Origin of the sequence: Halobacillus seohaensis, assembly GCF_042663045.1 — a bacterium.
Lineage (GTDB): Bacteria > Bacillota > Bacilli > Bacillales > Halobacillaceae > Halobacillus_A > Halobacillus_A seohaensis.
Window position 1 is genome coordinate 94,065 of sequence record NZ_JBHSZV010000047.1, and the last position, 19,709, is coordinate 113,773.

At 39.6% G+C, this 19,709-nt stretch carries 17 protein-coding genes and 1 pseudogene; 9 read left to right on the forward strand and 9 right to left on the reverse strand.

Annotated elements, in window-relative coordinates:
• Positions 1 to 485: 485 nt before the first annotated feature.
• The 5 genes from ACFQIC_RS16740 (at position 486) to ACFQIC_RS16760 (ending at position 6,102) form a co-directional block, all read left to right on the forward strand.
• Positions 486 to 1,925 (forward strand): amidase, encoded by a 1,440-nt coding sequence (locus tag ACFQIC_RS16740; RefSeq protein ID WP_204708558.1) that lies wholly within the window; start codon positions 486 to 488, stop codon positions 1,923 to 1,925.
• 108 nt (positions 1,926 to 2,033) lie between these two features.
• A complete protein-coding gene (locus ACFQIC_RS16745) occupies positions 2,034 to 3,248 on the forward strand; it encodes a M20 metallopeptidase family protein (protein WP_204708559.1) in 1,215 nt (404 codons plus the stop codon).
• Between the two features lie 52 nt (positions 3,249 to 3,300).
• A complete protein-coding gene (locus tag ACFQIC_RS16750) occupies positions 3,301 to 4,011 on the forward strand; it encodes a DUF5058 family protein (RefSeq protein WP_204708560.1) in 711 nt (236 codons plus the stop codon).
• A gap of 89 nt (positions 4,012 to 4,100) precedes the next feature.
• The gene (locus ACFQIC_RS16755; RefSeq protein ID WP_204708561.1) at positions 4,101 to 4,811 is read left to right on the forward strand and encodes a small-conductance mechanosensitive channel; all 711 of its coding nucleotides are present in this window, start codon (positions 4,101 to 4,103) and stop codon (positions 4,809 to 4,811) included.
• A 34-nt stretch (positions 4,812 to 4,845) separates the two neighbouring features.
• The gene (locus ACFQIC_RS16760; protein WP_204708562.1) at positions 4,846 to 6,102 is read left to right on the forward strand and encodes a M20 family metallo-hydrolase; all 1,257 of its coding nucleotides are present in this window, start codon (positions 4,846 to 4,848) and stop codon (positions 6,100 to 6,102) included.
• Between the two features lie 81 nt (positions 6,103 to 6,183).
• On the opposite strand, the gene ACFQIC_RS16765 is transcribed toward ACFQIC_RS16760, so the two are convergent.
• The 7 genes from ACFQIC_RS16765 to ACFQIC_RS16795 form a co-directional block, all read right to left on the reverse strand.
• Positions 6,184 to 6,810: a malonate decarboxylase holo-ACP synthase gene (locus ACFQIC_RS16765; RefSeq protein WP_204708563.1), complete on the reverse strand. Its 627-nt coding sequence runs from the start codon at positions 6,808 to 6,810 to the stop codon at positions 6,184 to 6,186.
• Positions 6,804 to 8,462 (reverse strand): biotin-independent malonate decarboxylase subunit beta, encoded by a 1,659-nt coding sequence (locus ACFQIC_RS16770; protein WP_204708564.1) that lies wholly within the window; start codon positions 8,460 to 8,462, stop codon positions 6,804 to 6,806. Before ACFQIC_RS16770 ends, ACFQIC_RS16765 begins: the two co-directional genes overlap by 7 nt.
• Positions 8,449 to 8,754 carry a malonate decarboxylase subunit delta gene (locus ACFQIC_RS16775; RefSeq protein WP_204708565.1) on the reverse strand — a complete coding sequence of 102 codons (306 nt, stop codon included), beginning with the start codon at positions 8,752 to 8,754 and terminating at the stop codon, positions 8,449 to 8,451. Before ACFQIC_RS16775 ends, ACFQIC_RS16770 begins: the two co-directional genes overlap by 14 nt.
• Positions 8,755 to 8,767: 13 nt before the next feature.
• Positions 8,768 to 9,637 carry a triphosphoribosyl-dephospho-CoA synthase gene (locus ACFQIC_RS16780; protein ID WP_204708566.1) on the reverse strand — a complete coding sequence of 290 codons (870 nt, stop codon included), beginning with the start codon at positions 9,635 to 9,637 and terminating at the stop codon, positions 8,768 to 8,770.
• Between the two features lie 13 nt (positions 9,638 to 9,650).
• Positions 9,651 to 11,312 (reverse strand): malonate decarboxylase subunit alpha, encoded by a 1,662-nt coding sequence (gene mdcA / locus ACFQIC_RS16785; RefSeq protein WP_204708567.1) that lies wholly within the window; start codon positions 11,310 to 11,312, stop codon positions 9,651 to 9,653.
• A 21-nt stretch (positions 11,313 to 11,333) separates the two neighbouring features.
• Positions 11,334 to 12,263 (reverse strand): malonate decarboxylase subunit epsilon, encoded by a 930-nt coding sequence (gene mdcH, locus ACFQIC_RS16790; RefSeq protein ID WP_204708568.1) that lies wholly within the window; start codon positions 12,261 to 12,263, stop codon positions 11,334 to 11,336.
• A 68-nt stretch (positions 12,264 to 12,331) separates the two neighbouring features.
• Entirely contained in the window at positions 12,332 to 13,018 is a 687-nt protein-coding gene (locus ACFQIC_RS16795) for a GntR family transcriptional regulator (RefSeq protein ID WP_204708569.1), read from the reverse strand.
• 334 nt (positions 13,019 to 13,352) lie between these two features.
• Between ACFQIC_RS16795 and madL the strand changes: the two genes are divergently transcribed.
• Together madL and madM are read left to right on the forward strand one after the other, a co-directional pair.
• On the forward strand, positions 13,353 to 13,763 hold the full coding sequence (gene madL, locus ACFQIC_RS16800) for a malonate transporter subunit MadL (protein ID WP_204708570.1): 411 nt from the start codon (positions 13,353 to 13,355) through the stop codon (positions 13,761 to 13,763).
• On the forward strand, positions 13,744 to 14,511 hold the full coding sequence (madM, locus tag ACFQIC_RS16805) for a malonate transporter subunit MadM (RefSeq protein ID WP_204708571.1): 768 nt from the start codon (positions 13,744 to 13,746) through the stop codon (positions 14,509 to 14,511). Before madL ends, madM begins: the two co-directional genes overlap by 20 nt.
• Positions 14,512 to 14,945: 434 nt before the next feature.
• Here madM and ald read toward each other — a convergent pair.
• Both ald and ACFQIC_RS16815 read right to left on the reverse strand, forming a co-directional pair.
• Positions 14,946 to 16,075, reverse strand: a pseudogene (gene ald, locus ACFQIC_RS16810) (alanine dehydrogenase).
• A 36-nt stretch (positions 16,076 to 16,111) separates the two neighbouring features.
• A complete protein-coding gene (locus ACFQIC_RS16815; RefSeq protein ID WP_390217474.1) occupies positions 16,112 to 17,452 on the reverse strand; it encodes an aspartate aminotransferase family protein in 1,341 nt (446 codons plus the stop codon).
• A gap of 535 nt (positions 17,453 to 17,987) precedes the next feature.
• Between ACFQIC_RS16815 and ACFQIC_RS16820 the strand changes: the two genes are divergently transcribed.
• Both ACFQIC_RS16820 and ACFQIC_RS16825 read left to right on the forward strand, forming a co-directional pair.
• Positions 17,988 to 18,170 carry a helix-turn-helix domain-containing protein gene (locus ACFQIC_RS16820; protein ID WP_390217476.1) on the forward strand — a complete coding sequence of 61 codons (183 nt, stop codon included), beginning with the start codon at positions 17,988 to 17,990 and terminating at the stop codon, positions 18,168 to 18,170.
• Positions 18,171 to 18,227: 57 nt separating this feature from the next.
• The gene (locus tag ACFQIC_RS16825; protein WP_204708573.1) at positions 18,228 to 19,688 is read left to right on the forward strand and encodes a SulP family inorganic anion transporter; all 1,461 of its coding nucleotides are present in this window, start codon (positions 18,228 to 18,230) and stop codon (positions 19,686 to 19,688) included.
• Positions 19,689 to 19,709: the final 21 nt, after the last annotated feature.

Here is a 19,709-nt window from a genome sequence, read left to right on the forward strand (position 1 = left end):
AAAGTCAAGAATGACATATCCTTCTTTTAGATAGTATATATACCTATTATGAATCATCTTAAATAGACATAATTGGATTGCTTTAGGTGATAAATATTATTCACAACCTAATTTTTCCATAGCATAGAAGGTCCGCACCAATCCAACCTTCCTCTATTTTCTTTATCAAACTTTATTTTTTAATAGTTTAAATAGTTTGATTTTTCTAACTATTCGTTGTATTCTATTTTATATACATTTATAGGTGTACATATAATCAAATGGAGGAATGATGCTTATTCCATAGTTTCCCTTGCTTTTGCAGTAGCTGTATAATTTCCTCATTTAAAGGATCCACTTTAAACCTTTTTTTATACATTCGAAAAAGGTAGCAAGATAATCCAGACAGTCGACTACCGACTATATGAATTGTGAAAGAGCTAAGTATCTTAAGGATAATTAAGGGAGTTTTCTATTCTATTTTACAATAGTGAGGAGTTTTTTTAATGGCATCATATAATTACTTTTCTTCTGCACGTGATCTTGCTAAATCTATTCAGGAACGTGAATTATCTGCACGTGAGGTGATGGAAGCACACCTAGCACAGATAGAAACTATCAATCCCGAAGTAAATGCTATTGTTTCACTAGATGAAGAGCATGCCTTAAAGAAAGCAGACAAAGCAGACGAGTTACTTGCTGCAGGGAAGGAAGTAGGTCCCTTTCACGGTTTACCAATTGCTATTAAAGACACGCACAATGCAAAAGGCTTTCCAATGACAAGCGGATCCCTCGCCTTACGCGACAATATTTCTACTGATGACGATCTTGTTGTGGAACGATTGAAAAAAGCTGGTGCCATCGTTATTGGGAAAACCAATGTCCCAGAATTCGGGGCTGGGTCTCATACGTTTAATAAGGTATTTGGTATTACAAGAAATCCTTATAACCTTAACCGTACTGCTGGTGGAAGCAGTGGTGGTGCGGCTGCTGCAGTAGCTACTGGTATGCTGCCATTTGCAGAAGGCAGCGATATGGGAGGATCTTGTCGTAACCCTGCCGCCTTTAATAATGTAGTAGGCATGAGAACATCACCTGGACGTGTGCCAACATACCCTAAACCTGCTCTATTCTCCCCTCTTTTGGCTCAAGGTCCTATAACAAGAAGTGTAGAAGATGCATCCTTTATGATGTCTGTTCTAGCAGGACCCGATACCCGTTCACCAATCTCTATCGAAGAACCTGGAAAACTATTTCTTCAACCATTCTCAAAGGATATAAAAGGACTTCGTATTGCTTGGTCTGCTGATTTAGGAGGATTAATTCCAGTAGATCCATCCATACGCAGTAATATTGAGGAGCAAATGAAGATCTTCACTGATTTAGGGTGCCATGTTGAGGAAGCATGCCCTGATTTAACAGAAGCAGATGAAGTATTTCATGTATTTCGAGCTTGGGAAATGGAAATGTCTCACAAGGAATTGTTTGATAAATTCGAGGAAGTTATGAAACCAAGTTTTAAATGGAATTTTAATAAAGGCCGAAAACTTAGTGGCATAGAAATTGGCAGAGCGGAGAGATTACGTAATCAGCTATATCACAGAACACGTGACTTTTTCGATCAGTACGATGCTCTAATAGTACCAGTCAGCCAAGTACCACCATTTGATGCGAATTTAGAATATCCTAAACAAATAAACGATGTTCCAATGGAAAATTACATTGATTGGATGCGTTCCAATTATTATATTTCTGCTCTGGGAAATCCTGCCTTGTCGGTACCAAGCGGATTTACATCTGATGGACTTCCACTTGGACTGCAAGTAGTAGGACCGCATCGAGCTGATTATGAAGTGCTTCGAATCGGTCATGCCTTTGAACAAGCTACAAATTACGGGAAAAAGCGTCCCGCAATTGCTACGTTAAAAGATCACTATATTTCTTAAGATATTGCAATTGCTTAACAGTAAACACTTTATTACCACTAGGCTAAACCTAGTGTTGATAATAAATTCGCTTCATTTATCTTACTCATTAAGAAAGGACTGGTATTTATGAAAGAGAAGCTTTTTTCTAGGTTAGAAGAAATTCATCCTGATTTAATAGCATTCAGAAGAGATCTTCATATGTATCCCGAGCTCTCTCATACGGAGGTTGATACACCTAAGAAAATAGCAGATTATCTCACGGACTTAGGGGTAGAAGTAAAGACAGGTATAGGCGGTCGTGGTGTTGTCGGCATTTTAAAAGGAAGGAAACCTGGCAAAACAGTTGCTTTACGCGCGGACTTCGATGCTCTTCCTATTCAAGATGAGAAAGACGTGGAGTATAAATCTCGTGTACCAGGTATAATGCATGCGTGCGGGCATGATTTGCATACTGCTAGTTTACTAGGAGTATGCAAAGTATTAAGTGAAAACCGGGACATTTTAGAAGGAACAGTCGTATTAATTCACCAGTTCGCAGAAGAAGTGATACCTGGTGGAGCTAAATTCATGATCGAGGATGGGTGCCTAGACGGAGTTGATGCTGTATTTGGTGCTCACGTTAGTTCTACGGATCCTCTAGGAACAGTCGGTTTAAAAGAAGGAAACGCTATGGCAAATGGGGACAAATTCGAAATAGAGATTTCAGGAAAAGGTGGACATGCAGCTTCTCCTCATTTAGGAATCGATCCTCTTGTGGTAGGAAGCCAATTGCTCCTTAACCTACAGCAAATTGTAAGTCGTCAAGTAGATCCGCTAAAACCAGCAGTCGTATCCGTTACCTCCTTTAATGGCGGAGAAGGTTTTAACGTCATCCCTGATAAAGTAAAAATTACAGGAACTGCAAGAACGTTTGATGAGGATGTTCGTGATTGGGTGGAAGAGTCTATCGAGAAAATAGCAGCATCTACATGCAGTGGTTTCGGAGCATCTGTTAAATTTAATTATGTACGCGGCTATCCAGCGGTTGTGAATGATCCAGCAGAAACAAGGCGAGTTAAAAAAATTGCAACAGAACTATTTGGTGATGAAAATGTTAAAGATATATCGCCTCAAATGGGAATGGAAGACTTCGCTTATTATTTAAAAGAAGTTCCAGGTACATTCTTTTGGGTTGGAGGGGCATTAGAAGCAAAAAACGATGTCTATCCACACCACCACCCTAAATTCAACGTACAAGAAGAAGCAATGCTTTATATTGGAAAGCTTTTTATATCTACGGTGTTAGATTACTTGTCAGGTAACGAGCAAGAAGCTTTTAAAGAGAAAGAATCGACTAGATAAGAGTAATTTGTTGCTATTTTTTCAATTTAACAATTAAAGGAGGAAACTTATTTTGGATGATGGAGTAATAGACATTGCCAATAGCAGTGCACTTTGGGTCATGGCTTTTATTTTTGTGGGTATTGTCATATTTCAGGCATTAGTATTTTTAAGACTAGCAAAAAAGTCTGCGCCGGATGTTGGGATGACTCCCAAAGAAGTAAAAACAGCGATAAGAACGGGGTTTATTAGCTCTTTAGGTCCTTCATTTGGAATTGCAATCGTTCTCGTTTCATTAATAGCACTGCTCGGTTCTCCCCTTACTTTAATGAGAATTGGGATTATAGGTTCTGCAGCAACTGAATCTGCCGCTGCTGGAATAGGGGCAGATGCTTTTGGAATGGATTTAACCTCCGATAACTTTTCAACGCAGGCTTTTACTACCGTGGTTTGGACGATGTGTTTAGGTGGTATGGGATGGCTCCTATTTACTCTCTTTTTCACAAAATCTCTTGGAAATACACAGAAAAGGATTGAAAAGAAAAATCCTAAAGCGATGGCTATTGTTTCGTCAGCTGCCATGTTAGGAGCTTTTGGTTACCTCGCAAGTGACCAAATGATCACTAGTATGAGCCACACAATAGCTGGTGTAGCTGCATTGTTCTCTATGGTAATTATCATGCTCGTTGCTGAAAAGGGTAACCTATCATGGCTAAAAGAGTGGGCTTTAGGGTTTGCGATGGTCATTGGTATGGTTAGTGCTTATTTATCCACCTTACTTTAAGTTTTAGTTTTTTAATAACAAATCTAACCATCTCGTAAGTGTAAGTATGTGAGGATTATGTGCAAATGAAACGACAAGGAGGAAAATAGATGAGTCTGAATCCAGAAAGGGTAACACCAAATGATATCCGGACCGAAACGACAAATGGCTTAGATTTTTTTCATAATAAGGCCCATTTTTGGGGGCGTTTAACTCTTTTCACACTAATTATCATGTGTCTCGTTCCACCATTATATATGTCTTTTATATTAGATGCTCACCCAGGCTGGGGCCCCATTTTTACAGGTCTTGTAGGCTATGCAGGATTTATTGGTATTATGTGGGTGCTAGAACCAATTACTTATTACCCTACACTTGGGATTGCTGGAACTTACTTGGCGTTTTTAACAGGAAACATTGCCAATATGTGTCTTCCATGTTCTGCCTCTGCTCAAAAATCAATTGGAGCAGAAAGTGGTTCACCCAAAGCAGAAATTGCTGGTGTTTTTGGTATCGCGATCGCCTCCTTAGTAAATATAGTAGTTATCGTCTTCATTATTTTTGGCGGAACATACATTCTTTCTGTTATACCACCTGCAGTAGAGAGTGCATTTGCCTTTGTTCTTCCCGCTATATTTGGGGCTGTACTAGGTCAATTCGCCTATAAAACGCCAACGTACGGGATAATTGCTCTGGTAGTTGGAATGGCTGTACTATTTTCTCCTATCTTCGGTTTAATTAAAATTGCGATATGTGTGGGACTAACGATCTCTATTATTCTTTATTTGGAGAACCAGAAAGATAAAAAAGCAAATACCTAATGATCGTTTATTGCGAAAGGGATGAATACGGACCATGGTTGTAGATCAATTAACGATTAATAAGAAGAGATTGAGCAAAAACTTAAAAGAACTTGCCAAAATTGGAAAACTTGGAGAAACAGGGGTTTGTAGATTAGCACTTTCAGAAGAATACAAATTAGGTATTGAGCAAGTGAAACGATGGATGGAAGAAGCAGGTCTACAAACTAGAGTGGATCACTTCGGAAATCTAATTGGTCGTCTAGAAGGAAAAGATCCTGATGCTCCTGTACACATAATCGGCTCCCACATCGATTCCCAACCTTATGGTGGTAGATTTGACGGATCGATTGGAGTATTAGGTGGTCTAGAAGTTGTTCAAACCATGCAAGAAAGCGGTATTCAACCAGATATGCCTATCGAAGTCATTTCTTTATGTGATGAAGAAGGTCACCGTTTCGGCAAAGGATTATTTGGAGTCAGAGGAATTCTAGGAAAATTAGATAATGATGAATTAGAACGATCCGATAAAGATGGTATTACTCGAAGAGAGGCTTTGGAAACATTCGGTAGTGATCCAAGCCGATTCTATGCATCAGAGTATGCGAAAGACTCGATTGCTTCTTACTTGGAAATGCACATTGAACAAGGTCCTATCCTAGAAGCATCTAATGCTCCAGTAGGTATTGTAACCGGAATATCAGGTCCACTTTGGTTAACCGTTGAACTAACAGGGTTTGCAGGGCACGCCGGGTCTGTACCCATGCGACTTCGCAATGATGCACTACTTGGAGCAGCTAAGATAATCACTGCATTGAATGATATTGTCAAGCAAGAAGAAGGTGCTCCAACCGTTGGTACAGTAGGAAATATTGAAGTGTTCCCTAATGGTCGAAGTGTAATACCAGAAAAAGCAAGTTTCACAATTGATTTACGTGATATCAATAAAGACCGACGGGATCGCTATGAAACTCAATTAAGGGAATGTATAGCAAAAATTTCAAAAGAAAATGGACTTCAATATGAAATTAAAGAGGATACCAATAATGAACCACGATACTGTGATAAGGAAATTACGCAAATCATGCATAACGAAAGTCGAAACATGGGAATAGATGCACCTGAGTTAATGAGCGGGCCATTCCACGATGCCCTCATCATGGCTGATGCCTGTGATTACGGCATGGTCTTTGTACGTTGTAAAAAAGGAATTAGTCATAACCCAATGGAATTCGCATCCGATGATGATATAGCAATAGGAACGGAGTTATTGTTACGGACCACTTTAAAAATGACAAATAAAAACAAATAAAATGCATACAACCCTTCCGAATAGTGGATCAAATGGAATCCACTATTCGGATTTTTGTGAGTTGTGAATGATTGTATTTAATCATTCTTTATTCCAAGGGCTTTCGACTAACATGGCTCCATCTGTGGTCTTTTGTAATATAGGAACCTCACTTTTTGCATATTCCATTAATGAGATCGCTCCATTCGGTGTTTCCAGTTGGACATCAACTGCTATCGAGAGTTGGTGAAGTCTAGTAATCATGTTCCTCGCCTTCTCTATAGGCAGAACTTCTTCGGAATATACAATAATATCTAAATCACTACTCAGGGAGACTGTTTTACTATTACTTGCTAGTTCAAATCCTACGCTTCCTCCAGGTCCCCATAACAACTTATAAGATAAAAGTATCTCATTCACTTTGTCCAATGCCGCCAAAGCAGGCATTGGATTTTCCTGAATTTTTCGCTTCCATCCACTTTCATATACCAATTGATTTGGGGGGGTATGTTCTAATACAGCCTCTGGTGCTATATATGCTCCAAACCGTTGGTTGCGTTGTTTACCACGGATCCCTATAGGAATCTTCCCTTCAATTATTGGAGCACGCCGTACTACCACGAAAGGTACTGTCTTCAATGATTGAACAGCCCAGTCAGGAACAGGCGGACACATTGTTAACTCTGTTGTCTTTTTAATTCGTAATAGATCATGAGTCTTTATTACCATTGCTCTGCTAATCTAGCTCTAACTTTAATAGATGCCATACGGTTACTTTTCGCCTCTAGAGATTGAAGACGATTGCTCAAATCAAAAGGTCCTGATCGTGCTCTAATTATAGCTTCTATTAGTCTGTCTTCCACCTTTGCAATGTCCTGACTCTCTGGGTTCTGTGGGTCCACTCCATCCATTAGATCGTCAAGAGCTCCTAGTGTAGCAAATGATTGAACATCATAGGCCATGGCAGGGTTTTTTTTAGTAGCTTCCTCTAATTCTTCAATGGAACGACGTGTTATACGAGCAGCAGATTGTTTCGACATGACATGAACATTCACACCTTTATCATTTAAAGCTAGTATCTGATTGGATTGGAGACCATGGGTTAAAAATGCACCAGAAATAGCATTGCCTACAATGAGAGTGATCACAGGGTGACCTGCTTGCCTAGCCTTAGCGTAAGCATCCACCGCTGCTGCCCCAGCTTGGTGTAATCCTAGAAACTCTTCATTGTATCCATAAGCCTGACTGGGAACATCAACAATCGCAACAATGGCACGACGTCCTCCACCTTCATCCTGTTCCATTGCTTCTCTTACATAGCGAGCAATTGCCCAACCTTCTTCTAATCCTAGTTCCCCATTACGAGCGCGAGGAAAACGATTATTGGAATCTGGTACTACGGCAATATAACGAATACGTTCATTTCCGACCCTTTTATCCGTACATAAGACAGAAGCTACATCATCACATCTATTATGATCCGTTAGGGCTGTAAACCATGTTCTCCCTCTGCTTTCATCTAAGTTCTCATCAGCTTCTTTAAACTCGTTAAAGCCTATCTCCTTATTCCATACCTCTTGAACATCAGAGGAAGACAAAGGTTTCGAAAGGTCTATATCCTGTAGACGTGAGTGAAACAAGTCCACTTGCTCACTTCGAAAAGGTCCGCTGTTCTTTGGAGGATCGATCATTATTCCTTTGATCGATTCCACATCATCATCCACCAAGTGATCTATAAATCCTAAGGAATGGCGTTGCTCTCCACCTATTGTATTCCAGATCAATCGGCGATCTTGGGAGTCAAACTCTTCGATTCCTGCTTCTTGTTCGATTACTTCTGGTCCATTTAATGTAAGCCTACCCTCTTTCGTCATAATAAGGGAACTACACAATCCTGCAGTTAATGACATGCCTCCAAAACATCCAATTTTACCAGGGATCACTCCGACGACAGATGTATATTCACGTAGGGATATAATAGCAGAGGATATCTCAGCTATCGCTAACAATCCATAGTTTGCTTCTTGTAATCTAACACCACCTGTATCATACAAAATGACTGACCGAGTGGGAATTCCTTCTTTATTATCGCGAAGAGCTAATTCAAGAGCTCCAGCTATTTTTGCCCCAGAGACTTCCCCAATAGCCCCTCCTTGAAAATTCCCTTCTATGGAAATAACGACGGCAGGTTCTTGATTTATTTCACCCTTAGCTACCACTACACCATCATCACTTTGTGGAACAATATTTTGTTTTTCTAAATGGGGAGATTCAAAACCTTCAAAAGGATCTAGTAATTCACGGTACGTCCCTTCATCTAATAAAGATTTTATACGTTCACGTGCATTCAACTCTACAAAACTTACTTTAAGAACGTTCATACTGTCCACTCACCTCCAAAGCTTGAGCTAATCGTAAAGAAACAACACCAGGAGTTGCACCAAAATCATTAATTTGAATGTTGGCTTGTGCGGCGTGCTGATAAAAAAAACGCTCAATGACCCTTTCCCAGGTTTCATGAAACCCTGTCATCCCCGTTCTCACTTCTACTTTGATTCTCGGTTCATTTGAAGGGATAACTAGAACCTCTAAATCACCAGACCCCACTACACCTACATGTGCCGTTTGTCCTAACTTCTCATTGGCAGGATATTCAAAAATCATGGTTTCCAATAGGGTACCTCCTTTAAATAGTGGACATTGCTTTTTTATTCAAATAATCTTTTTTAGTTATTTTATCCAGAAAAATAGTCGCTGCTAATAAGTCTGCACTTCCACCTGGGGAAGCATTACGTTCAAGTAATGTTTCATTGAGTTCTTCTAGTTTTCTCCATCCTTTTAAAGTGGAGACGCCTCCATTTTGTAACACAGCATGTGCCATTACCTTAGCTATTTCTAAAGCGGGTAATCCTCCCCGATGAAGAATGCACGTATCATCTAGGTGAGCAATTAAGGATACTAGAGTTTCCAATCTTGCAAGAGGCTCCGAAAGTCCTTTACTTCTGGATTCCTTAAGCATAGGCAAGGCGATATTTATTAGATGAGGGTAACCTGATTCAGCCTCCCCTCTAGCCCCCTTCACTCCAAAATTTTCATAAATCCTAGAACCATTGGTGGTAGTAATTGGGGCATAGCGATCAGGATAGCAAGCAATCTTTGAAGCAGTTTGAATCGTTCCCTTTATGCCTACTCCAGGCTTATTCAACGCTGCACTAGATGTCAAAAGACCGAGCACCCATATCGCTCCCTTATGAGTGTTGGTACCACCAGTCGCTTGCATCATGTTCTTCTCCCCCTCCCGACCAATGTCTGCTATTTCTTCACGCAGTCGTTGATCAGGCTCTCTAAGGTATGAAACTTCAGTTATCAAGCCAAAGGTTTCTCGTAAAGAATTAGCTGAAGAAACCATCAAATCAAATGTCAAGTCACTATGTGATCCTGTATCTTCTGGGTCTACAAGCCCTGGTTTCGGAGCGAGTTCAGCTTCTTCAACCAGGGCCTGAACAGCCCAATTACTTAGCGTTTCACGACATTCTTTCACACTTCTCCAAGTCATAGGTTTAATCCCCTTACCAGCTTCTAAATTTTTCTGGAGGTTGATAAAGTCCTCCTGACCACTCCACGAGCTCTTCCACGTTTTTTGCAGCAAGCCAAGAGCGATTGGCTTCGGAGCGACGTACACCTAAATCTTCAGGCCATGCCACAATACCTTCTTGTCTCAAACGATCAATGTTACGCGGAGAATGCTTAATTCCTACTGGTGTCACCCCAGCAATTGCAGCCAAAGCTTCACGTCTTTCTTCTAAACTTTTAGCTTTATATAAATAAGCGATCCCCTCCTCCGTAACAACATGGGTTACATCTTCTCCATAGATCATAACTGGAGCTGTAGCTAACTCGGCTTCATTTTTTACATCAATTGCATCTAATGATTCTACAAAAACCGGCGTGTTACCTGTCTGGTGCGTCTCTACTACTTGAACCACTAGTTTCTTCCCTCGTACAAGTGCATCGTCAGAATTTATCATACTTAACCATGCTGGAGTAGAATGCCTACGCCCCCCTGGATCATGTCCCATGTTCGGAGCGCCTCCAAACCCAGCGAGCCTTCCTTTTGTAACTGTTGAAGAATTTCCATAAGAGTCTATTTGCAGACTAGACCCTACAAACAAATCCACCGCATATTGACCTGCTAACTGAGAAAGCGTTCGATTAGAACGGAGGCTGCCGTCTCGTCCAGTAAAAAATACGTCAGGTCGTTCAGACGTGTAGTCTTCCATTCCCACTTCTCCTCCAAAACAATGAATGCTCTCTACCCAACCTGATTCAATGGCAGGTATCATAGTAGGATGAGGATTAAGCGCCCAATGCTTGCAAATCTTGCCCTTTAAACCTAGTGACTCCCCATAGGTAGGTAGTAACAACTCTATAGCTGCTGTATTATAGCCAACTCCATGGTTAAGAGATTGTACTTGGTGTTTTTCATAGATACCACGAATCGTTAACATCGCTAATAAAATTTGCATATCGGTAATATGCCTTGGATCTCTCGTGAAAAGTGGTTCTAATTGATAAGGCGCATCAGCTTCAACAACCAAATCTATCCATGAACCAGGTATATCCACTCGAGGCAAATCATCGGTGATTTCATTTACCTGGGCGATTACAATACCATCCCGAAAAGCAGCAGCCTCTACAAGCGTTGGTGTTTCCTCCGTATTTGCACCCGTGTACAGATTCCCCTCTCTATCAGCTTTATCAGCAGCAACTAATGCTACCGAAGGGATTAAGTCAATAAAAAGACGTCCATACAATTCAATGTACGTGTGTATTTCCCCCATTTTAAGTTCTTTATCTTCAATCATTTGCGCCATTCGAAGACTTTGAGGTCCGGCGTAAGCAAAGTCCACTTTTTCTGCAATTCCAGTTTCAAAAATATCCAAATGCTCCGGTCTAGAAATACTAGATAAAATCATGTGTAAATCATAAACTTTAGTAGAGTTTACTTGGGCAAGTGCATTAGAAAGAAAGGATGCCTGCTTTTGATTATTTCCTTCTAATACAACTCGATCACCCGGAACAAGTATTTCCTCTAAAACTTCAACCACTCGATCTGTAGGAATAACCCTTCCATCTGTAATATTCATGACTTGATTCATCCGTTTAGTTTTTGCATCCCGTCTAGTTGTCCAACTCTTAGTGGTTTGCTGCTTTTGCTTAATATCGGCCATAACAATCTTCTCCCTTCTAATTTAAATATTCTGTGTACGACGAACCAATATGGCTGCTGTTTTCATACCATTTTCTGATATTGAAATTGCCCGTGCTGATGGGAAGGAGTTTTTCGCAAGTCCCGTTAATACATTCCCAGGCAACATCTCGATGAATAATCGAACCCCTAACTCATATAACAAGGAAGTAGCTTCATGCCATCGGACGGAGTTTGAAACATTCCATGCTAAATCTTTTTTAATCGCATCACCTGTTTTTAATACTCTTCCTGTATGATTGCTCGCATAAGGAATGCAAGGGGTACTAAAAGAAATACGCTGAAGTTCCCTTTCTAGGAGTAAAGACACTCCCTGTAAAAGCGGACAATGAGAAGGCACACTCACTTCCAGTAGTTCCGCTCTTTGAGCCCCGTTAGCAAGAGCTAACTTCATAAACCCCTCCAAATCATGGATCGCTCCAGATATTGTCATTTGTCTAGGACAATTTTTATTAGCAAGATAAACAGGAGTTTCTTCATTTGCATACACATCTATTAATTTTTCCAGTTCACCCTCGCTCAGTCCTAATACTACTCCCATGCCGTACCCTTCCGGAAATGCCTTCTCCATCAACTCCCCGCGCAGTTTGACTAATCGAATGGCATCTTTGAAGTCTAAAGCACCAGCAACAACTGCAGCTCCGAAAGCTCCAACAGAGTGGCCCGCAACAAAATCAGGAAAAGCATTATTCTCTTTCAACAAACGTGCGGAAGCCACTCCAGAAACAAGCAGGCATACTTGAGCTGCTACAGTCGATTCTAACTTAGAATCATCATCCCAAAAGATAACGCTTTCATTTAATTCTTCACTAGATTCTTGTAAGGTTTCCGTGATAACTGGATGATCAGGTAATTTTTGTAACATATTAGCTTTTTGAGATCCTTGACCGGGAAAAAGAAATGCACTAGTCATTTTATCTCCTCTCTCTACCAAAGCAATCTGTCGTCAGTCGACTATTTATATAAAAAGAAGAGATAGCACTACCCTTCTTTCTTATCCTTTTGGACACCGTCATGATGCTCAAACAGTCGCTTTTGAATGCTTGTGATTACATCTTGGTTATGTTGCTGTAAGACCGTTGTTGCTTCTCCAATTTCGCCTTTCTTAAGAAGACTAACAAGCGTAAAATGCTCTTTAATTGATTTTTCAATATTTCCTTCCGTTGTAAAAGAAATGTTCTGGACTCTTAATAATGGTAGTTCTAAACGAGTATACATTTTTTTTATCGTTTCACTTTTGCTCATTTCAATCAAACATAGATGAAACGTATGATTAAGTTTGGTGTAACGAATGGCATCTTCTTCTACCATCATCTCGTCATATAGACCTTCCATCTTTTTTAAAAGCTGTTGGTCGGTACCGTTCTCGTTTATTCTTTTCATTGCCAACGATTCGAGCATGATTCGAATATCGAGCAAATCAAAAATTTCACTTTCTGTATGCTCTTTTACAATAGCTCCTTTTCTTGGGATCCTCTCAACTAGTCCTTCAATCGTTAGTAGATATATAGCTTCACGAACTGGAGCGCGACTCGTACCATATTCCACAGCATACGTATTCTCCACGATTTTCTCACCAGGTTTCAATTCACCAGTAATTATTTGTTCGCCGATATGTTCAGCTATATGATTAGATAATGCATTATGATTAAGGTTCGTTTTACTCATCATAAGACCTCCTTCACGTACAGATTGTCGACTGTCGGTTAATTATACAATAAAAAAATTCATTATTCAATATTTTCAGAAAAATTAAAAAAGTATTTGCGTTTTACCAAATATTTATCTATGATGAGGAATAAGAATAGTCGACAGTTGATTATCAGCCAAAATGTAAACGCTTTCTATATAAGGAGGGAAATCTACCAAACCACCAATCAACGCAGTCTAAATCCTACCAGTGTTTTTATTATTTATATAGTTTGCCGATAATTGTCCGTCTTGTATTAATTATTATAGGGAACATTATGGCTTTATAAAAAACAAAAAGAGGGTGAATCCATTGGTTATTTATGGAGTTGCATTGTTATCCATTTGCTTGTTGATCGGGGTTTTGTTAGGGAAACTGTTAGGAGTATCTATTGGGATTGACGCTAATGTTGGTGGTGTTGGTATTGCAATGGTGTTTCTAGTACTATTAGTGGATTATTTGAAGAAGAATAAAAAACTGAATATTAAATCACAAGAAGGGATGGCATTCTGGGGTGCTATGTATATCCCTATCGTTATTGCAATGGCAGCCAAACAAAATGTGGTAGCTGCTCTTGATGGAGGCCCCATAGCATTATTGGCAGGAGTAACTACTGTTATCGTTAGTTGGGCAATGGTACCTGTACTAAGTAACATTGGAAGAGATAAGTCCATTCTTAATGAAGAACTAGGAGGGACCGGAGATGTTAGAAATGTTAAGTAACACGTTTACAGAAAACGGTCTGATTGTCTCTTTCGCTGTTATTGGTATCACTATTTACCTCTCCTACATCATCTCGGATAAGCTTACCAAAGGAAAAATTCATGGTTCAGCAATCGCCATTATTCTCGGTCTTGTATTGGCCTATATTGGAGGTATAAATACTGGTGGCGAACAAGGATTGGCAGATATCGGAATTTTCACTGGAATAGGTTTAATGGGCGGCGGTATGCTTCGTGATTTTGCAATTGTAGCAACAGCCTTTGGAGCTAGTTTAGACGAGATTAAAAAAGCTGGATTACCAGGAATCATATCCTTATTCGCAGGCGTGATTATCTCTTTTGTTATCGGCGTAATCATTGCCTTCGCGTTTGGATACACAGATGCAGTCAGTTTAACAACAATAGGTGCGGGTGCTACGACATACATAGTCGGTCCTGTCACCGGTACAGCGCTCGGTGCAAGTTCAGAAGTAATTGCTTTAAGTATTGCTGCCGGATTGATCAAATCCATCCTTACGATGATAGGCACCCCCTTTATTGCGAAATATATCGGGTTAGACAATCCGCGGTCAGCCATTGTTTACGGGGGATTAATGGGCACTACTAGTGGAGTGGCTGGTGGACTAGCCGCAACCGACCCTAAACTTGTCCCCTATGGCGCAATGACAGCCACATTTTATACTGGTCTAGGGTGTCTTATCGCTCCATCTGTTTTATTCTTAGTAACGAGAGCAGTTTTTGGATCATAATTAATATAGGCCTTCTATATAATGAACTGCTCCCTTTTAAGTGGACAGTTTCAAATAGAGGGTCTTCTTTATTGTTTTCACAAGTTATATGTAAGGTGACTAATATCGAGGAGTGTAAGCATAACATTCGAAGTAAAGTAGTATCGGGATATCGATCAATATTTCCATTATTAACTCACCATGAAGGTTTAATCTGTATTTCTTTGTGAGTGGTGATTTCATTGAGTCTTGTGATAATTTTTTATAAGAGCTCCTTCACCTTTAGTTCCACTCTTATGTGCATTTCTAATTCGTGTCAATTTACTTCTTTTAAGAACTATTTTCTCCTGCTATAGGGACATGATTCCCACATAACATTTTTGATATCTCATAAATCCTCAAAAAACCACCCCCCGTTTTATGAGACCAGAGAATGGTTTATTAGAAAAGTACTATCAGATTACAGTCTCCATTTGCAAAACTTTCCTCACATCCAGAAACTCCATTTCATGAGCCTGTGCCACTTCTTTATATGTCACACTTCCATTAATAGTATTGATGCCTTTTAATAAGGCATCATTCTCTAAACAAGCCTTTTCGTACCCTTTATTAGCCACTTGTATAGCGTATGGAATCGTTACATTCGTAAGAGCAATAGTAGACGTTTTTGGTACAGCTCCTGGCATATTGCCAACAGCATAATGAACCACCTCATGTTTTACGTAGGTTGGATTGTCATGTGTGGTCACATGGTCCACGGTTTCTACAATCCCCCCTGGTCTATAGCAACGTCTACAATGACGGATCCCTTTTTCATACCTTTCACCATTTCTTCTGTTACAAGCTTAGGTGCTTTAGCTCCTGGGATAAGGACAGCACCAATGACCAGATCAGATTCTCGAACCGCTTCACTTATATTAAATGGATTAGAAATTAACGTATTGATCGAAGTTCCGAAAAGATCATCTAATTGTCGGAGTCGTTCTGGACTTAAATCTATCATATTTACATCAGCCCCTAAACCAACAGCAATTTTCGCTGCATTAGTTCCCACGATTCCACCGCCAATCACGGTCACTTTACCTCTTTTCACTCCGGGCACGCCGCCAAGTAAAATACCCTTTCCACCTTTAGGTTTTTCTAAAAATTGCGCTCCCATTTGTGTAGCCATTCGCCCGGCCACTTCACTCATAGGTATTAATAACGGAAGTGCCCCATTATTTAACTGTACGGTTTCATAAGCGATAGAAACGACGTTCTTTTCTGCTAAGGCCTTTGTTAATTCTTTTTCGGCTGCTAGATGAAGATAGGCAAACAAAATCAAGCCATCATAAAAATAGTGGTACTCCTCAGGAATTGGCTCTTTCACTTTGATCACCATTTGCTGGGCCCAAGCCTCAGCTGCCGTATCAACGATAATTGCTCCGGTGTTTTCGTATTGTTCATTCGTGAAACCTGACTGATGGCCGGCATCCATTTCCAAAAATACTTGATGCCCTTCATTAATGAGGTTCAATGCACCTGATGGCGTCATAGCTACTCGATTTTCATTGTTTTTCATTTCTTTAGGAATTCCTATACGCACTTATGTTACCTCCCTACTTTTTCTAGTTCTCGTATACTATATTTTATAAATTCCATCTACGACTGTATCAATTAACAAACTCAAATCCTCTTCTTCAATCGTTAAAGGCGGAGCAATGGTAAGTACATTATTAAAGCCTGCGACGGTCATTCCATTCTTCCCAATGATCACGCCCTTTTGTTTACAATACGCAATAACACTGTTTACTTTGCTAGCTTCAAGCGGGTCTTTTGTTTGTTTGTTCTCAACTAACTCAATTCCTATAAGAAGGCCTTTCCCTCTCACATCTCCCACGTTGACATGTGATTGCAAACGATCACGAAGTTCATTCATTACGACTTTGCCTAACTCTTTGGATCTATTAAAAAGATTTTCCTTTTCCATAATTTCGATATTTTTTAAGGCTACAGCACACGAAGCTGGGTTTCCTCCAAAGGTATTGATATGGCGAAAAAACTCGTATTGATCACTCCCATTAAATGCCTCATAGATTTCCCTTTTCACAGCCGTTGCAGACAATGGCAGGTAAGCACTAGTTATTCCTTTAGCCATCGTAATAATATCTGGTTTTACTCCATAATTCATAAACCCAAATGGTTCTCCCGTTCTTCCAAATCCACAGATGACTTCATCCACAATCATTAGAGCACCATGACGTTCGCAAGTCTTTTTCACTTCTGACATATATTGTTCTGGCGGGACGATAACACCACCGCCTGTAATAATGGGTTCCATGATCACGCCAGCAATCGATTCGCTTTGCTCCCAAGTCATGACTTGATCAATTTCCTTCGCTCCCCAGTTGTCTTTCTCACTATGGTCATTTCTATATTCATCGGGTGGGGCAACATGAAGGAAGCCTGGTCCGAGTGGTTCATATTTATATTTACGTTGCGCTTGGCCTGTTGCTGCAAGTGAACCAGTCGAGTTCCCATGATAAGAACGATATCTAGAAATGAATTTGCTTCTATAGAAATCCCCATTTTGCTGATGATATTGTTTGGCAATTTTAAAAGCGGCCTCATTTGCTTCTGATCCACTGTTAGAAAAGAAAACGACATAATCGTCACCTAAAAGCTGATTAATTTTTTCACCTAGTTTGATCGCTGATTCATGACTTTGCGTTAAAGGCATATAAGATAACCTCTTAAGTTGATCATAGGCCGCCTCCGCTAATTCTTCTCTTCCGTAGCCAATATTTACACACCATAAGCCAGACATAGCATCCAAATATTTATTACCTTCAATATCTGTAATCCAAGAACCCTTCGCACTCTGAGCAATCATTGTGTCATTGGGAGTATATGGTTTCATCGAGTGCCATACGTACTTTTCGTCTTTAGTGAGCATATCTTGACTTACACCAGCTTTTGTCAACGGAGAAACCTCCTTAGAGTTGTTTATAAAATGACGCCTTTTTTTAGAATTATCTTAATTATCTAATATTTAATAAAAATTTTCATTAGACATTGTGTAAAAACGTTATATTCCCACTTTCACATAATGACAATATAAAAAACGGTCAGAGGTTTAAGCTCTGACCGTTTTGAATTTATCAATAGGCTACCCATTTTATATATCATTCAAAAATAAGGCATTCCTCGATTTATGTATTGATAAGCATTTATTATCTTTAAAATTATCATACATATGACTTTTGTCATCAAATTAAGAAATTAGGCCTTTATTAAAAATTTAAATCACGGTTCAACAGGATGGACTTACCACCAGTAAGTCCATCCTGTTCATTTTGTATATAAAACAAAGCTTTTTCAACAGGTAAGCGCTTACTATATGAAAACCTATTGCAATTCAATCAGTTATCTTATACTCTATTATAGTCAGTTATAAATGGTTTGCATAAATAACAACTAATTACGTTAAAAATGGATAAACTAATGGAGGTATGAACATGGAAAGAGATATTATGACGATATCTCAAGTTGCTGAATATTTACAGCTCAACGAAATGACAGTATACAAACTAGCGAACGAGCGAAGAATCCCTGCTTTTAAAATAGGGAGTCACTGGAGAATGAAAAAAACAGACCTCCATGATTGTATTGAAAAATTAAAAAACGGTGAAACCATATAAACAAACTTGACTGTTGTGAGAATCAACAGTCTATAAAATAAAAGAAAGAGGGTATATATGTCTATTGCAGCAATGAAAGAACAATGGTTTGGAAATGTTAGGGGGGATGTCCTCGCTGGTATAGTCGTGGCCTTAGCGCTTATTCCTGAAGCGATTGCATTCTCGATTATTGCAGGAGTCGATCCAATGGTCGGACTTTATGCTTCATTTTGTATTGCTTTAGTTATAGCATTCGTGGGCGGAAGGCCTGCAATGATTTCAGGTGCTACTGGGGCAATGGCCCTTTTAATGGTTACTTTAGTAGCCGACCATGGTATTGAATATTTATTAGCTACGACCATTTTAACGGGAATTCTGCAAATTATATTTGGAGTTTTTAAGCTTGCTCGTTTTATGAAATTTATTCCGAGATCTGTAATGGTCGGATTCGTTAATGCTTTGGCCATTTTGATTTTCACATCTCAATTCCAACACTTCGTAGATGAAGCTTGGATTATGTATGCACTTGTAGGTTTAACACTTGCTATTATCTATCTTTTTCCACTTGTATCAAAAGCTATTCCTTCTACATTAGTAGCGATAGTTGTCGTTTCAGCTATAACTATTTTTATGAATATTGGAGTTCGTAATGTTGGAGACATGGGAGAACTCAGTCAATCATTACCTATATTTGCTCTTCCGAATATTCCCCTAAATTTAGAAACGCTAATGATTATTTTTCCCTACGCACTAGCTTTAACAATTGTTGGGCTTTTAGAATCTCTATTAACAGCCTCAATCGTTGATGATATGACAGACACAGATAGTGACAGCAACAAAGAAAGCAGAGGACAAGGAATTTCTAACATCGTAGCCGGATCCTTTGGTGGTATGGCTGGCTGTGCCATGATCGGCCAATCAGTTATAAACGTGAAATCCGGAGGTAACGGGCGTTTATCGTCACTTGTTTCAGGAATTGTACTAATGTTCCTCATCATTGTTTTAGGTGGCGTAGTGGTCCAAATTCCTATGGCCGCACTAGCAGGAGTTATGATTATGGTTGCCATTGGTACGTTTGACTGGAGTTCCGTAAGAAATATTCACCGCGTACCAAAAACAGACGCTTCCGTTATGGTCGTTACTGTACTCACGGTTGTTATTAGCCACAATTTGGCTTACGGTGTGTTGGCCGGCGTGGTCCTCAGCATGATTTTCTTTGCAGTTAAAATCTCTAAAGTACGTGTTCTTCCGTTATATGTGAATGAAGGAAAGAAGAAAATTTATTATGTACAAGGGCAGCTATTTTTCGCCTCTGTCACAGACTTCCTTGAGTCCATTAATTTCAAAGATGACATCGAAGAAGTAATTATTGATCTAACTGAGTCTCATCTATGGGATGACTCAGCTATTGGAGCACTCGATAACCTGGAAACTAAATTTGAACAAAATGGCGTTCACGTTCATTTCAAGGGCTTAAATGGAGAAAGTTCACGCTTGTTAAACCGTCTCGGCGGTGTTTCCAAGAGTGCAGGACACTAATTTTAATTTCAAAGGAGATAA

What these genes read in the sequence shown, in the direction of transcription:
- ACFQIC_RS16740 (WP_204708558.1), top strand. Translation starts at nt 486, where the DNA reads ATGGCATCATATAATTACTTTTCTTCTGCACGTGATCTTGCTAAATCT.
- ACFQIC_RS16745 (WP_204708559.1), top strand. Translation starts at nt 2,034, where the DNA reads ATGAAAGAGAAGCTTTTTTCTAGGTTAGAAGAAATTCATCCTGATTTA.
- ACFQIC_RS16755 (WP_204708561.1), top strand. Translation starts at nt 4,101, where the DNA reads ATGAGTCTGAATCCAGAAAGGGTAACACCAAATGATATCCGGACCGAA.
- ACFQIC_RS16760 (WP_204708562.1), top strand. Translation starts at nt 4,846, where the DNA reads ATGGTTGTAGATCAATTAACGATTAATAAGAAGAGATTGAGCAAAAAC.
- ACFQIC_RS16765 (WP_204708563.1), bottom strand. Translation starts at nt 6,810, where the DNA reads ATGGTAATAAAGACTCATGATCTATTACGAATTAAAAAGACAACAGAG.
- ACFQIC_RS16770 (WP_204708564.1), bottom strand. Translation starts at nt 8,462, where the DNA reads ATGAACGTTCTTAAAGTAAGTTTTGTAGAGTTGAATGCACGTGAACGT.
- ACFQIC_RS16780 (WP_204708566.1), bottom strand. Translation starts at nt 9,637, where the DNA reads ATGACTTGGAGAAGTGTGAAAGAATGTCGTGAAACGCTAAGTAATTGG.
- mdcA (WP_204708567.1), bottom strand. Translation starts at nt 11,312, where the DNA reads ATGGCCGATATTAAGCAAAAGCAGCAAACCACTAAGAGTTGGACAACT.
- mdcH (WP_204708568.1), bottom strand. Translation starts at nt 12,263, where the DNA reads ATGACTAGTGCATTTCTTTTTCCCGGTCAAGGATCTCAAAAAGCTAAT.
- ACFQIC_RS16795 (WP_204708569.1), bottom strand. Translation starts at nt 13,018, where the DNA reads ATGAGTAAAACGAACCTTAATCATAATGCATTATCTAATCATATAGCT.
- madM (WP_204708571.1), top strand. Translation starts at nt 13,744, where the DNA reads ATGTTAGAAATGTTAAGTAACACGTTTACAGAAAACGGTCTGATTGTC.
- ACFQIC_RS16820 (WP_390217476.1), top strand. Translation starts at nt 17,988, where the DNA reads ATGGAAAGAGATATTATGACGATATCTCAAGTTGCTGAATATTTACAG.
- ACFQIC_RS16825 (WP_204708573.1), top strand. Translation starts at nt 18,228, where the DNA reads ATGTCTATTGCAGCAATGAAAGAACAATGGTTTGGAAATGTTAGGGGG.